Consider the following 13,421-nt stretch of genomic DNA (forward strand, 5'->3'; position numbering starts at 1 on the left):
TTTTGTCGATAGCCTTAGTTCCCCAGCGTAAATTCGAGATAAAGATTGCGCTGGAAAAACGAAAAATTGTCGTCGGACATCACGCCGACGACAATTTTGCCATCGGCACGTTTGAAAACATCGAGCGCTTCCATGTTATCTATGGATTTGTTCATATTGGCTTCCAGCAGTATTTCGCCATCATAGGGCGCGTTCTGCGCTTTGCTCAGATCAAGACGGCGCATACGCATGGCGACACCTCCGATCATGGAAAAGCGCCGCTCCAGCACGAGTAACCGACCATCGGGCAAGAATGCTGCGTCGGTTATATCGAACTCGTTGGTGCGCTTGATCTTGAACACGCCCTTGCGCGGGCCCCTGAGAATGGCCGCGAATATACTCCCGCTAGCGTCAAGGCTTCGCTCCGAAATCACCACAGGATGCGCACCGAAACCGGAATTTACCGGCGCCAGCGTCAGCGCTTCCATACCGCGATTCTTCCGAAGGTCGTGTGGAGGAATGATGAAATCGACTTCCCCGAGGGCGAAGCCCATCCGCCTCGGCTGAAACTTATAGCGAAGAACGCGTGCGCGACGTTCGAAGCTCACCCACACCTCGTCGCCGATGATTGTCATGCCTTCCGAGTCGGCATCGCGTTTATGGGTGAAGGGACGGCCTTTCAGATCCAGAAGCGGCTGCATCGCAAGGTCAGAAAGCCGGGTCGGTCTTCCCAGCGCGTCGCGCTCCACCCGTGCGAAGAACCAGTTACCTTCATCGGTAACGCCGATGATCGAACGGCCTTCGTCGAAATAGCGAAAGGCAGAAATGCCGCCAAAGGTTTCTGCGCCGCTCGTCAGACTGAAGCCTGCCTCGAAAAGCATTGCGCCCGAGTGAGGAGCATCCGCATTGGCCGGACCGAAGCTTGGGATGGGGCGCGGCAGAAGAACACCTTCCGCGCCAAACGCCATGTCGGAAAGCAGAGAAAAAGCGAGCAGGCAGGCTGCTCGCTTCATGCGCGTTGGCGAACCTTTGAGGCGCCCGCACTCTGTTCTTCGAAGAGCGAGGCAAGTTGTTCGGTCATTGCGCCTGCCAACTCCTCGGCATCCACGATAGTGACTGCGCGCTGATAATAGCGTGTCACATCATGGCCAATGCCGATTGCCAATAACTCGACCGGTGAACGGCGCTCAATCAGGTCAATGACGGAGCGCAGATGCTGTTCGAGGTAATTGCCCGGATTAACAGAAAGCGTCGAATCATCGACCGGCGCGCCATCCGAGATCATCATCAGGATCTTGCGCTGTTCAGCTCGCGCCATCAAACGCTGATGCGCCCAGAGCAGGGCTTCCCCGTCTATGTTCTCTTTCAGCAGCCCCTCGCGCATCATCAGCCCGAGATTGCGTCTTGAGCGGCGATAGGGGGCGTCAGCCGACTTGTAGATGATATGCCGCAGATCGTTGAGACGGCCGGGTGCGGCAATCTTACCACCCTTGAGCCACTGTTCGCGCGACTGGCCACCTTTCCATGCGCGGGTGGTAAAGCCCAGAATTTCAACAGAAACGCCGCAACGCTCCAGCGTACGGGCTAGAATATCGGCGCAGGTGGCGGCAACTGTGATGGGACGCCCGCGCATAGAACCCGAATTGTCGAGCACAAGCGTCACGACCGTATCACGGAAGCGCGTATCCTTCTCCATCTTGTAGGAGAGCGGTTGCATCGGGTCCATGATGATACGCGACAGTCGCGCCGGGTCGAGATATCCCTCTTCGAGATCAAAATCCCATGAGCGATTCTGCTGTGCCATCAGGCGGCGCTGCAAACGATTCGCCAGACGTCCCACAATGCCTGAAAGGCTCGCCAACTGCTTGTCGAGATAGGCGCGCAGGCGCTCCAGCTCTTCCTCATCGCATAGTTCTTCGGCGCCTACCGTCTCGTCAAACGCCCGTGTATAGACTTTGTAGTCGATGTCACGCGCAGCCTGATCGAAAGGATTTTCAGGGCGGCGCGACTCGCCGGGCGTCTCGTTTTCCTCGTCCAGCTCCTCGCCATCGTCGTCGGCTGCAGCATCCGAGACATCGTTCTCGCCCTCTTCCGGCTCATCATCGGAACGCTCGGCATCCTCGGCCTGAGCGTCTTCGCCGCCAGTTTCCTGCTCAGAACCGTCATCCTCGCTTTCCTCTGCCTGCGGCTCCTGATCCTCGTCAGGAGTCTCCGCGTCCGGCTCGTCGGATTCGTCCTCGATATCCTCCGCCATCTGCATGGCGCTCAACATGCGGCGCACAGCGCGGGCGAACGCATTCTGATCATCGAGCTCCTTGACGAGCCCGGAAAGATCTACGCCCGCCTTTTCCTCGATCCAGTCACGCCAGAGCGCAACAAGCGACTCTGCACTCTTCGGTACAGCCTGGCCGGTAAGCTTTTCACGAACCAGCATCGCAACCGCCTCCGAAAGCGGGGCGTCTTCGCGACTTTCCACCGTCTGCATATTGGCGCGACGGTATTTGTCTTCGAGCATCGCGCCAATATTAGCGGCAACACCCTCCATATTGCGCGAACCGATGGCTTCCACACGCGCTTGCTCGACGGCATCGTAGATGTCGCGGGCTGGCTTGGAAGCAGGCGCGAGGCGCGAATGCACCACAGTGTCATGACAGGCCAGCTTGAGCGCCATGGAATCACCCATGCCACGAATGACGGAGATTTCTTCCGCCGTGGGCTTGCGAGACGGTTCAGGCAGGCGCGCACGGTTGCCAACCAGCGATGGACGATCCTTTGAAAAGGCCACTTCCATCTCATGATCGCCAGCAATCGAGCGCACACAGACGGACACGGAGCGTTTCAGCACATCGCTATTGCCGACTGCCTTGTTTGCATTGCGGGTATTGTCACCAGGGCCTGCCAAAACGGATTATCCCAGAACGATGTTGGCCGCCGATTCCGGCAATTCCTCACCGAAGGCGCGCTGATAAAATTCCGCCACGACCGAACGTTCCAGCTCGTCGCACTTGTTGAGGAAGGTCAGGCGGAAGGCCAAACCGACGTCACCGCCGAAAATATGCGCGTTTTCGGCCCAGGTGATCACCGTACGGGGACTCATCACGGTTGAAAGATCGCCATTGATGAAGGCCGAGCGCGTCATGTCGGCGACACGCACCATCTTGTTGACGATCTGCTGGCCAGCCGTGTTCTGGTAATGCTTGGCTTTGGCGAGGATGATCGCAACTTCATTATCATGAGGCAGATAATTCAGTGTCGTGACGATCGACCAACGGTCCATCTGCGCCTGGTTAATCTGTTGTGTGCCGTGATAAAGGCCTGTTGTATCACCGAGGCCAACCGTGTTGGCAGTCGCGAACAGGCGGAAAGCCGGATGCGGATGAATGACGCGGCTCTGGTCGAGCAAGGTCAGGCGGCCCGACGATTCCAGAATACGCTGAATTACAAACATGACGTCCGGGCGACCGGCATCATATTCGTCGAAGACGAGCGCCACATTGTGCTGGTAAGCCCAAGGCAGGATACCGTCCTTGAATTCGGTAACCTGCATGCCTTCCTTGACCACTATCGCATCTTTGCCGACGAGATCGATACGGCTGACGTGGCTGTCGAGGTTGACGCGGATACAAGGCCAGTTGAGGCGAGCCGCAACCTGCTCGATATGGGTCGACTTACCCGTCCCGTGATAGCCCGAAACCATGACGCGGCGATTATAGGCAAAACCAGCGAGAATCGCCAGCGTGGTCTGACGGTCGAACAAATAGTCCGGATCGGTTTCCGGCACATGTGCGTCAGCTTCCGAATAGGCCGGCACGACCATCTCGGAATCGAAACCGAAAACGTCCTTCACCTTGACGGTGGTGTCTGGAAGATTGGCGATATCGCGGTCGACCTTGTTCATGCAAACTCCACAAACCGACAAGCGCCGGCATCTATCTCAATATGGCGAGTCCTCCCGGCGGAGAACTGCAAGTTCCCGAATTCGCTTAGCAGAAACCGGACTTCTTGAGCAAACGATATGCTTCAAGAACATTGCGGAACCGCTCCTCGGAAGCGCGATCGCCGCCATTGGCATCCGGATGATGCAGCTTGATCAGTTCTTTATAACGCGTCGTGATCATACCGCTAGTGGCGTTGGGGCCCAGGCCCAGCGTTTCGAGCGCCTTGGCCTCAAGCGGCTTAGGGCGTCGCGCCTTCGGCACGATGCTTTCGGGACGTGCCGCTTTCGCCTGCGGATCCCGGACGCGGCTGTAATAGGCCGCCGAGCCGGAACGCATTTGCGAAAAGTTTGGCGAGGACTGGTGCGTGGCGCTCGAGGTTGTGGCATTGGAGGCGGTTTTCCAGGTCGGACGATGTCCAGTCACCGCTTCTTTCTGGAACTTCGCGACTTCGCCATCGCTCAATCCGGAGAAGTAATTAAACTGCTTATTATATTCGCGCACGTGATCGACGCAGAAATGAAAATATTCACCCTCGCGCATGCGCCCGACGGGCGCCTTATGCGATCCGTCGGCATTGCAGCCGTCCCACTGACAGATCTGCTTGACGGGCTCGGCTTTCTTGCGCTTCTTGTCGGCAAAGCGGATGGAGGCGAATAAATCAGATTTTGCGTTCATCGGACCTGAATATCGGCACAAAGGCCGTTGCATACAGAATTAACATCCACGCAAGAATGAACCCCTAAGGGTGCTCATGCAAAGCGCGAAACGGTTGACACGAAGACCTCCGGATAGCGTCATGCGCCAACGCGAGGTCAGACGGCTGGTTCCCGGCATACGAATCGACCGATGCCAGAGGCATCAAGACGAAACCGGACAAGCTGAATACTCCCAAGAGGATTAACATGACGACCATACAAAACGCTATCGAAACCAAGCTAACGGAGAAATTTTCCCCCGACCGGCTTGCGGTTGTCAACGAAAGCCATCTGCACGCAGGACATAAACACGAAGATTCGGGCCATCATGCGGCATTTGACGGCTCCGGCGAGACGCATTTCCGCGTCCGTATCGTTGCCACCGCGTTCGAAGGAATGAGCCGCCTTGATCGCCACCGCGCAATCCATGCCCTTCTTGCCCATGAACTGGAAAACGGCGTACACGCACTTGCCATCGAGGCATCCGCTCCTGGCGAACCCACCCGCTGGTAATCAGCGTTCGAGAGACTGTTCCAGAAATGCCAGCACTTCCGATGATGGCACATCCCTAGCGATGAAACACTGTCCGATTCCTCGTGTCAGGATGAAGGTAAGCGCACCGCGCGATACCTTCTTGTCCTGCATGATATAGGTCAAAAGTGCCTCTGCGGTAGGTTTCATGCCTGGGATTTCATCGATGCATGTCGGCAAACCAACCGCACGCAGATGCGCTTCGACGCGACTGGCGTCGTCCGAGCTTGCCAGATTCAGCCGCGTCGAAAACCGATGCGCCAGCGCCATTCCTATTGCAACCCCCTCGCCATGCACCAGGCGCGCGGAGTCGTAAGCGCAGAAGGCTTCGAGCGCGTGGCCGAAAGTATGACCCAGATTGAGGAGTGCGCGATCGCCCGTCTCAAACTCATCGCGGCCTACGACATCGGCCTTGGCCTGGCAGGAAATGGCTATGGCCTGCTTGCGGGCATCGCCTCCGGAAAACACCTGGTGCCAGTTTTTCTCGAGCCAGACGAAGAATTCAGGCTTGTCAATCAGCCCGTATTTGACGACCTCCGCGTAACCAGCGCGGAATTCGCGCTCAGACAGCGTATTCAGTACATCTGTGTCCGCCAGCACCAGACGGGGTTGATGAAAAACTCCGACGAGATTCTTGCCGTGGCGTGAATTGATTCCCGTCTTGCCTCCCACGGAGGAATCGACCTGCGCTAGAAGTGACGTCGGGAGCTGCACAAAGCGCATGCCGCGTCGCACCACGCCGGCGGCGAACCCGGCCAGATCGCCGATTACCCCCCCTCCAAAGGCAATCACGATGTCGCCGCGTTCCAGACGTGCAGCAAGTATCGCTTCAACCGTCGCCTCAAGATGCGCGAAGCTCTTCGTCGTCTCACCCGTCGGCAGTACATGCGTTGCATGCTCGATCCCAGCATGCAAAAGCGAAGCTTGCAACGCCTCCAGGTGCGCAGCGGCGACATTCTCATCCGTAACGATCATCGCCCGCACCTTGCCCAGTCGGTCGACGATTTCAGCACCGGCGCGTGCAACGAGTCCGGAGCCTATCAGAATATCGTAGCTGCGCTCGTCCAGGCCGACGCGAACCTTGGCAATATCAGCGGTCATACAGTCTGGCCTTCAGTTGCGGAGAGGCAATGCCGGAGAACTTCTTCGATGACTTCCGCACAGATCACATCCTTCTGAACATCGCGCGAATGAATGATGATATTGGCTGTCTCATACACGGGATAACGCCTGGCCATAAGATCGGCCATCACGGCGCGCGGATCGGCAACCTTGAGAAGCGGACGGTTCTGGCGGCGCGAAACCCGCTCCATCAGAAGATTTAGGTCTGCCTTCAGCCACACCGAAATACCTTGGGCGATAATGGCGGCTCGTGTATTTTCGTTGATGAAAGCACCGCCGCCAGTGGAAAGAACTTGCGGGCCGCTTTCCAGGACGCGCAGGATTACGCGCTGCTCCAGTGCGCGAAACTCCTGCTCACCATAGGCCTCGAATATCTCGGGGATCGTCATGCGCGACACGGCTTCGATCTCGTGATCGCTGTCGACGAATGGCAAAGACAGCATCGCAGCGACCTGCTTGCCGATAACGGTCTTTCCGGCCCCCATGAGGCCGACAAATACAATCGAACGCCCCCCGAGAGCCTCGATGAGTGCATTTGCCTTGGCGCGTGGCAGCATTTTCATGGGCATCTTCCTTCAAGCCCGTTCGACATCAATTCAAACCAAAAATCAAGCTTCGTCGGTACGACCGAGCTGCTTGCAAAGCGCCTGAAGACAAAGCATAAATGCGCAATCATTCATGCAACCATTGCTCAACCAACGGTTCAATCTTAAAATTTGAGCAGCTTCTCGGGGACGTGCAGGACATATGCCGACATTGTTCAGGTTGGTCTTTTTCATGATGATCATGGCCGTTCTCATCTACGGTGCGATGTTTTCACTCGCGACCTTCGTCAAGCCGACCCAAACTCAGATGACGATCCGTCTTCCCCTCGAATCCCTGGTAAACTGAGCATCCCATGGATTTGCGCATCGAATCTTTTCTCGAAATGATGAGCGCCGAACGCGGCGCTGCGAAAAACACCCTGGAATCCTATCGTCGGGATCTTGAGGATGCCGCGGGCTTTTGCAAGGCGCACCAGTCTACGCTTCAGGAAGCCTCGACAGATCTGCTCCGCGATTACCTTGCCAGTCTTGCAGATGCGGGATTTGCAACGAGTTCACAGGCGCGGCGCGTTGCGGCACTAAGGCAATTCTACAAGTTCCTCTACCTGGAGAATCTACGAAGCGACGATCCCACCATCACCATCGACAGCCCGAAGAAAGAGGCAAGCCTGCCAAAGATCATGAGCGTGACGGAGACGAGCCGTCTTCTTGATCTAGCCGCGGAAGAAGCGGCGGAAGGCATCGGAACGCCCCGCGCCATCCGCATTCACGCTCTTGTCGAGGTTCTCTATGCTACAGGGCTTCGTGTTTCCGAACTGGTCTCGCTACCGGTAGAAGTTGCCAAGCGCGACGATCGTTTCTTCATCGTGCGCGGCAAGGGTAACAAGGAACGTCTCGTACCGCTCACCGCACCCGCGCGCGCGGCAATGAAACGTTGGCTGGCCGCGCGGAAGCTGCAGGGCGATGAAGATAGCCCATGGCTCTTTCCCGCAGCTTCCGAAACCGGACATCTGGCAAGACAGGTATTTGGCCGGGAGCTTAAAGAGCTTGCTGCACGAGCCGGAATCGCCAGTGCCAAAATTTCGCCGCACGTGTTGCGTCATGCTTTCGCCAGCCACCTTTTGCAATACGGTGCCGACCTTCGTACCGTGCAGCAATTGCTGGGCCATGCTGATATTTCAACCACGCAAATTTACACGCATGTGATTGAAGAACGACTGGTAAGCCTTGTGAATGACCATCATCCGCTTGCCGATTTGCCCCGGTGAGGGTATTGGGAAGCGACTTGCGGTAGCGTAAAGCCCGTTAAAACGCGCGCGATATAAGCGCAAATGCAACCGACTTTTGGCGATTGGTCCCCGAAAGAATGTACAATTACCTCGATTTTGAGAAGCCCGTGGCAGATCTCGAAGGCAAGATCCTCGAGCTCAAGAAGCTGTCGGAGGCCGGCGAGGCCGTCGACGTCAACGACGAGGTCGTCCGCCTGGAGAAGCGCTCGAAGGACGCGCTGATCGATCTCTATAAGGCGCTGACCCCGTGGCAGAAGGCGCAGGTCGCCCGTCATCCGGATCGTCCGCACTGCCTCGATTACGTTAAGGAGCTCTTCACCGATTTCACGCCAATGGCCGGCGACCGCTCCTTCGGCGAAGACCACGCCGTGATCGGCGGCTTTGCACGCTTCCGCGGCCAGGCAATTGCCTTGCTCGGCCATGAGAAGGGCAATGACACGAAATCCCGTCTCAAGCACAATTTCGGCATGGCGAAGCCCGAGGGTTATCGCAAGGCCGTGCGTCTCATGGAGCTGGCCGACCGCTTCGGCCTTCCGCTGATCACGCTCGTCGATACGGCCGGCGCCTATCCAGGCATTGGAGCTGAGGAACGCGGGCAGGCAGAAGCCATCGCTCGTTCGACTTCGGCTTGCCTTTCGCTCAAATCTCCCTCGGTATCAGTCATCATTGGCGAAGGCGGTTCAGGCGGGGCGATCGCCATTGCAGTTGCCAACAAGGTGCACATGCTGGAGCATTCCATCTATTCGGTGATTTCACCCGAAGGTGCCGCCTCGATCCTCTGGCGTGATCCCACTCGCGCGAAGGATGCCGCAACAAACATGAAGATCACCGCACAGGACCTGCTCGATCTCAAGGTCATCGACACCATCATCCCCGAGCCGCTCGGTGGCGCTCATCGTGATCGTGCAAAGGCTATTCGCGATACTGGCGATGTCATTGCCCGCTCATTGGACGAGCTCACCGCCTCTGGCGCGGACTTTCGAGAGCAGCGCCGCGAGAAATTTCTTGCCATTGGTCGCACCCTTTAAATGTCGAGAACGGCGGCGATCACAATTTCGCCGCTGTTTTTCCTTCTGACTGCCATCGGATAAGGTGATTCCGGCCTCTTCCGGTAAAGGTTTCGTAAGGTTAATCTCCGTATAGAATTCCATATGCATTGTGCAAAAAGGTGGAATTCGTGCTTAGTTCGGGTCACATCGTGAGGGACATGTCACAAGTCACCCCAGACGATCGACCACGCCGCATATCCGGCGTGATCGTCAAGCGTGCGCTTCAGGCGCTGATGCTGGCCTCCCTTGTGGCGCTCGCTGCCTGCCAGGACAAAACCCTTTCCGACATCGCCCCGAAGGCCAATGCCAAGTTGCCTGCCCGCATCGTGCAGCAGATGAAGGCCAAGGGCATGAATGAGAAGTCGCCCATCATGGTGCGTATCTTCAAGGAAGAGGCAAAGCTCGAAGTCTGGAAGCAGAAGACCAACGGCCGCTACGATATCATTGCCAGCTACGACATCTGCAAATGGTCGGGCAAGCTTGGCCCCAAGTTCAAGGAAGGCGATCGCCAGGCACCGGAAGGTTTCTACACGGTGGGACCCAGCTCTCTGAACCCGAATTCAAGCTACCACCTCTCCTTCAACATGGGCTTCCCCAACGCCTATGACCGCGTCAACAATCGCACCGGCATGCACCTTATGGTCCATGGAGGCTGTTCCTCGTCCGGCTGCTATTCCATGACGGACGAGCAGGTGACAGAGATTTACGCATTTGCGCGAGATGCGTTCTCCGGTGGTCAGCGCAATTTCCAGATCCAGGCCTTCCCGTTCCGCATGACACCCGCCAACATGGCGCGTTACAAGGACGATCCGAATATCGAATTCTGGAAGATGTTGAAGGAAGGCTACGACCACTTCGAAATCACCAAGGTGCCGCCTAAGGTCGATGTCTGCGACAAGAAATATGTCTTCAACCAGATGACGCTCGACGGGCAGCCGATTTCCCCGACATCCGCCTGCCCCGTAATGACACAGCCGGACAGCCTGAAACTTGCCTATCAGAGCTACAAGAACAACTATGAGAGTGCTTTTGACAAGGCGCTTGGCGGGAAGATCACGCGCCCTGCGCCAAGCATCCAGGGCCTGGCGGAAGTCGATCTCGTCGTTGACTGGACAAAGCGTCGTGCGCGCGGAGAAGCGGTAACGCGCGAACCGCCGTCGCTCTCGCCTGAGGGTGCTGTGCTCGCGCCACAGGACAACGCGATCGTGCGCATAGCCAACCCGGACGGTACACGCCGCGCCGATCCTGCTCCGCAGAACCGGACGCGATTCTCGCCAGCGCAACAGGCAATCACTACGCCGTCAGCCAGTGCACCAGCACCGGCTGCCCGTCCTGCGAACATCGCCCCTGCTGTGACACCGACGCCTGTCCCCGCCGACGTGCCAAGCGCTGCTGCCCCCTCTGCCGAGGTTCCTATCATGGCGGCGCAGCCAGAGCAGGAGAAGACCGGCTTTGGCCAGCGATTCCGTGGCCTGTTTACGCGCTAGAATGTCAAATAGCCCGGCCCTCCCCGAAATTTACGATCTCAGAGGGCTGAATTGCCCTCTCCCCGTTCTGAAGGCTCGAAAGCGTCTTGCTGCGATGCAGACGGGTGAGCGACTTGCCGTTGCCACCACCGATCCGCTCGCCGTGATCGACCTGGCCGCCCTCTGCAATGATGACGGCCACGTGCTCGTCGAAACCATACCCGACAAGCATGGCCATGTCTTCGTGATCCAAAAGGGCTAGCGCACCGTGAAGCCCGCAATCGCCAGCGGGTTGTCGCTGAGCGCGGCGTGATCGGCCATATCGATTTGTGGGGTACCGAACAGCGCCAGGAATGTCCGCTTGACCTCGTCAAGACTGCCGCCATCCATAATCACGACCATCCGCGTGCCGCGAGAGCTGTCTGGCCAGCGCTCAAGCCGGACCGGCGGATGAAACAGGCTCTGCACGCCATGCACAACCAATGGCCGTTCCGGATGTTCCATCGTTTCAACCAGACCCTTCAGCCGCAGCAGATGATCGCCCGCGATCGCACGCAACTGCCCTAAGAACGCGTCGACCACGCCAAAACTCACCGCTCCGTCATGAACGAGCGAGATAGTTTGAATATGAGAATGCGCATGATCGTGATGATGGTGCGCATGGTGATCATGCTCAAATTGGGGGGCGTGATCGTGCTCGGCCTTTTCGCCCAACCATTCGCGAACGGCGTCGTCTTTCTCGGAAAGATTGTAAGGCCCACAGGAAACCAGTCCCTTATCCGCCACCACGTCCGACATGTCGAGAAAAGCCGCGCGCGGATTGAGCGCACGCATATCGGCCTTCAATGTGGCAAGCACGGCATCATCAGCAATGAGATCGGTCTTGCTGATCAGGATGCGGTCCGCCACCGCCACCTGACGCCGCGCCTCTTCGTGCTTTGCAAGCGTCATCGAGCCGTTGACGGCATCCACCAGCGCAATCACACCATCAAGCCGCAGCATACCCATCAGGACGGGGTGCCCCATTAGCGCCTTCAGCACCGGCGAGGGATCGGCAAGTCCGGTCGTCTCGATGACGATCCGCGAAAGCCTGGGGATGCGCCGGGTCTGCGCCCGGTCCAAAAGGTCTGCCAGGGTATCGACCAGCGCGCCGCGCATGACGCAGCACACACAACCGTCCGGCAGTTCAACGATATTCTCGTTTGCCTGCTCGACAAGGAGGTGATCAAGCGAAACCGAACCGAACTCGTTGATGATGACGGCACAATCCGACAAGGAGCCGGAATTGAGCAGACGGTTGAGTAAGGTTGTTTTGCCCGCGCCAAGAAAGCCGGTCAAAATCGAAACCGGGACCGGCTCGTTCATTATGTGCATATCAGTAGAGTCCAGTTGCCGGTATTGACGAAGCCTGCGTCGCGCCTCGCAGCTCAAGCTCCTCGAAGATAGCACTTGCCTGCGGCTTCTTTTGCTCGAAAAGCCCCTGCGGCGCCGCGGGCGCGCGCTCGGTTGATCCCGTGGTCACGGTCGGTGTCGCCGGCGTGAACTCATAGACAGGACGCGGCGTTGGAATCGGAACATCGGCAATCTCGCCACCAATCAGACTGTCCGCCAGCGCCTTCGGCACCGGACCGGTCGCGCCACCTACCTTGATCACAGCTGCCCGAGGCTCATGTTTGCGCTCGTGCAGATAGGGGGAGTCGATCTTGAGGTTGCCATCTGTATCGCGGCCATCATATCGCTCCGCAGCCGCCTGCGGGTTGCAGATTACAGGGCGCATGTCGATCGGCGCCAGGGCATGCTTGGTGACAGGCTGCATCGCCATCAGATTCGTGCCGGCAGTGGCCGAGGTTTGAAATCCTCGCGTCAGAAGCTCGGCCGCCTTGATGGCACGTTCCTGCTGCGAGGATGCACCCAGCACCACTGCTGCGAGGCTGCGGCCGTTGCGTGTTGCCGAAGCGGCGAGATTGAAGCCCGATGCACAGACAAAGCCTGTCTTCAGCCCGTCAGCGCCATCGAAACGGCCGACGAGCAAATTGTAATTGGCTGTTACCTTGCCATTCACCTCGATACCTTCGAGGCCGAAATAGCTTGCAAAGTCAGGGAATTCCGAACGCAACGCCCGGATCAAAACGGCAAGATCGCGCGCCGTCGTATATTGCTGGGGATCATGCAGCCCATGCGCATTGATGAAATGTGTATCGTTCATCCCGAGCCGCCTGGCTTCTGCATTCATCCGCGCGACAAAAGCCTTCTCGCTGCCGCCAACATTATCGGCAACGGCAGTCGCGACATCATTCGCGGATTTGACGAGTAGGATCTTCAGCGCATTGTCGAACGTAATAATGGTACCCGGCGCATAACCCATCTTGCTCGGAGGCTCGGAGGCGGCATTCCGCGTCATGCGGATCGGCGATTCCAGCGTCAGTTCTCCGGCCTTTAATGCGCGCAGGCCCGTGTAGACCGTCATCAGCTTGGTCAGCGACGCCGGGTGCCAGCGTTGGTAGGCTTCCTGCTGGCCAAGAACCTGGCCGGTCTTGACATCGAATACGATCGAGGGATTGGCGTGGACAGGACCACTGAGGACGGAAAGGCAAAGAAGTATAGCTGCGCTGCGCTTCATCATTCGGTTTCCTGACCGATCTTCCTGCAAGATAGTCCTTGCACCCGAGGCACCTGCTTTTCTACAGTTCGCGCTTCGAGCGGATTGATACAAATTTCCGAGCCGGAAAACGAGGCGTTATCGGTCTACTGTGACCTGATGATGGCACGGAAGTAATTGCATCGATTTCTACCCATTTATACCGAGG

13 protein-coding genes and 1 pseudogene are annotated in these 13,421 nt (G+C 57.6%); 6 read left to right on the plus strand and 8 right to left on the minus strand.

Features of this window, described 5'->3' with window-relative positions:
* Positions 1-14: 14 nt before the first annotated feature.
* The 4 genes from IE151_RS13500 to IE151_RS13515 form a co-directional block, all read right to left on the minus strand.
* Entirely contained in the window at positions 15-992 is a 978-nt protein-coding gene (locus IE151_RS13500) for an esterase-like activity of phytase family protein (protein WP_189491137.1), read from the minus strand.
* Entirely contained in the window at positions 989-2,881 is a 1,893-nt protein-coding gene (gene cobT / locus IE151_RS13505; RefSeq protein WP_189491142.1) for a cobaltochelatase subunit CobT, read from the minus strand. Before cobT ends, IE151_RS13500 begins: the two co-directional genes overlap by 4 nt.
* Before the next feature lie 6 nt (positions 2,882-2,887).
* Positions 2,888-3,877 carry a cobaltochelatase subunit CobS gene (cobS, locus tag IE151_RS13510; protein WP_189491144.1) on the minus strand — a complete coding sequence of 330 codons (990 nt, stop codon included), beginning with the start codon at positions 3,875-3,877 and terminating at the stop codon, positions 2,888-2,890.
* An 85-nt stretch (positions 3,878-3,962) separates the two neighbouring features.
* Entirely contained in the window at positions 3,963-4,592 is a 630-nt protein-coding gene (locus IE151_RS13515) for a J domain-containing protein (protein WP_189491147.1), read from the minus strand.
* Between the two features lie 227 nt (positions 4,593-4,819).
* On the opposite strand from IE151_RS13515, the gene IE151_RS13520 reads away from it, so the two are divergent.
* Positions 4,820-5,125 carry a BolA family protein gene (locus tag IE151_RS13520; RefSeq protein WP_189491151.1) on the plus strand — a complete coding sequence of 102 codons (306 nt, stop codon included), beginning with the start codon at positions 4,820-4,822 and terminating at the stop codon, positions 5,123-5,125.
* Here IE151_RS13520 and aroB read toward each other — a convergent pair whose 3' ends face one another.
* Both aroB and IE151_RS13530 read right to left on the minus strand, forming a co-directional pair.
* Positions 5,126-6,244, minus strand: a complete 1,119-nt coding sequence (aroB, locus tag IE151_RS13525; protein WP_189491155.1) for a 3-dehydroquinate synthase — start codon at positions 6,242-6,244, stop codon at positions 5,126-5,128.
* Positions 6,241-6,828 (minus strand): shikimate kinase, encoded by a 588-nt coding sequence (locus IE151_RS13530; protein ID WP_244636751.1) that lies wholly within the window; start codon positions 6,826-6,828, stop codon positions 6,241-6,243. The genes aroB and IE151_RS13530 overlap by 4 nt, the downstream gene beginning before the upstream one ends.
* Before the next feature lie 184 nt (positions 6,829-7,012).
* Between IE151_RS13530 and IE151_RS13535 the strand changes: the two genes are divergently transcribed.
* The 5 genes from IE151_RS13535 (at position 7,013) to IE151_RS13555 (ending at position 10,876) form a co-directional block, all read left to right on the plus strand.
* Positions 7,013-7,156: a histidine kinase gene (locus tag IE151_RS13535; protein ID WP_189491161.1), complete on the plus strand. Its 144-nt coding sequence runs from the start codon at positions 7,013-7,015 to the stop codon at positions 7,154-7,156.
* Positions 7,157-7,163: 7 nt separating this feature from the next.
* Positions 7,164-8,078, plus strand: coding sequence for a site-specific tyrosine recombinase XerD (gene xerD, locus IE151_RS13540; protein WP_189491164.1), 915 nt, complete (start codon positions 7,164-7,166; stop codon positions 8,076-8,078).
* A 98-nt stretch (positions 8,079-8,176) separates the two neighbouring features.
* Positions 8,177-9,127, plus strand: a complete 951-nt coding sequence (locus tag IE151_RS13545) for an acetyl-CoA carboxylase carboxyltransferase subunit alpha (RefSeq protein ID WP_189491167.1) — start codon at positions 8,177-8,179, stop codon at positions 9,125-9,127.
* Between the two features lie 179 nt (positions 9,128-9,306).
* The gene (locus IE151_RS13550) at positions 9,307-10,635 is read left to right on the plus strand and encodes a L,D-transpeptidase family protein (RefSeq protein ID WP_189491170.1); all 1,329 of its coding nucleotides are present in this window, start codon (positions 9,307-9,309) and stop codon (positions 10,633-10,635) included.
* Position 10,636: 1 nt separating this feature from the next.
* Positions 10,637-10,876 carry a sulfurtransferase TusA family protein gene (locus tag IE151_RS13555; protein WP_189491173.1) on the plus strand — a complete coding sequence of 80 codons (240 nt, stop codon included), beginning with the start codon at positions 10,637-10,639 and terminating at the stop codon, positions 10,874-10,876.
* Here IE151_RS13555 and IE151_RS13560 read toward each other — a convergent pair.
* Positions 10,873-11,979, minus strand: a complete 1,107-nt coding sequence (locus tag IE151_RS13560) for a CobW family GTP-binding protein (protein ID WP_189491175.1) — start codon at positions 11,977-11,979, stop codon at positions 10,873-10,875. The two genes, IE151_RS13555 and IE151_RS13560, sit on opposite strands and share 4 nt — an antisense overlap.
* Before the next feature lie 187 nt (positions 11,980-12,166).
* Positions 12,167-13,237, minus strand: a pseudogene (locus IE151_RS13565) (D-alanyl-D-alanine carboxypeptidase family protein); the annotation flags it as partial.
* Positions 13,238-13,421: the final 184 nt, after the last annotated feature.

This window comes from Limoniibacter endophyticus (assembly GCF_014652835.1).
Classification (GTDB): Bacteria; Pseudomonadota; Alphaproteobacteria; order Rhizobiales; family Rhizobiaceae; genus Limoniibacter; species Limoniibacter endophyticus.

Coding starts and splice junctions, on each gene's coding strand:
- IE151_RS13500 (WP_189491137.1), bottom strand. CDS start 992: ATGAAGCGAGCAGCCTGCCTGCTCGCTTTTTCTCTGCTTTCCGACATG.
- cobS (WP_189491144.1), bottom strand. CDS start 3,877: ATGAACAAGGTCGACCGCGATATCGCCAATCTTCCAGACACCACCGTC.
- IE151_RS13515 (WP_189491147.1), bottom strand. CDS start 4,592: ATGAACGCAAAATCTGATTTATTCGCCTCCATCCGCTTTGCCGACAAG.
- IE151_RS13520 (WP_189491151.1), top strand. CDS start 4,820: ATGACGACCATACAAAACGCTATCGAAACCAAGCTAACGGAGAAATTT.
- aroB (WP_189491155.1), bottom strand. CDS start 6,244: ATGACCGCTGATATTGCCAAGGTTCGCGTCGGCCTGGACGAGCGCAGC.
- IE151_RS13530 (WP_244636751.1), bottom strand. CDS start 6,828: ATGAAAATGCTGCCACGCGCCAAGGCAAATGCACTCATCGAGGCTCTC.
- IE151_RS13535 (WP_189491161.1), top strand. CDS start 7,013: ATGCCGACATTGTTCAGGTTGGTCTTTTTCATGATGATCATGGCCGTT.
- xerD (WP_189491164.1), top strand. CDS start 7,164: ATGGATTTGCGCATCGAATCTTTTCTCGAAATGATGAGCGCCGAACGC.
- IE151_RS13545 (WP_189491167.1), top strand. CDS start 8,177: ATGTACAATTACCTCGATTTTGAGAAGCCCGTGGCAGATCTCGAAGGC.
- IE151_RS13550 (WP_189491170.1), top strand. CDS start 9,307: ATGTCACAAGTCACCCCAGACGATCGACCACGCCGCATATCCGGCGTG.
- IE151_RS13555 (WP_189491173.1), top strand. CDS start 10,637: ATGTCAAATAGCCCGGCCCTCCCCGAAATTTACGATCTCAGAGGGCTG.
- IE151_RS13560 (WP_189491175.1), bottom strand. CDS start 11,979: ATGAACGAGCCGGTCCCGGTTTCGATTTTGACCGGCTTTCTTGGCGCG.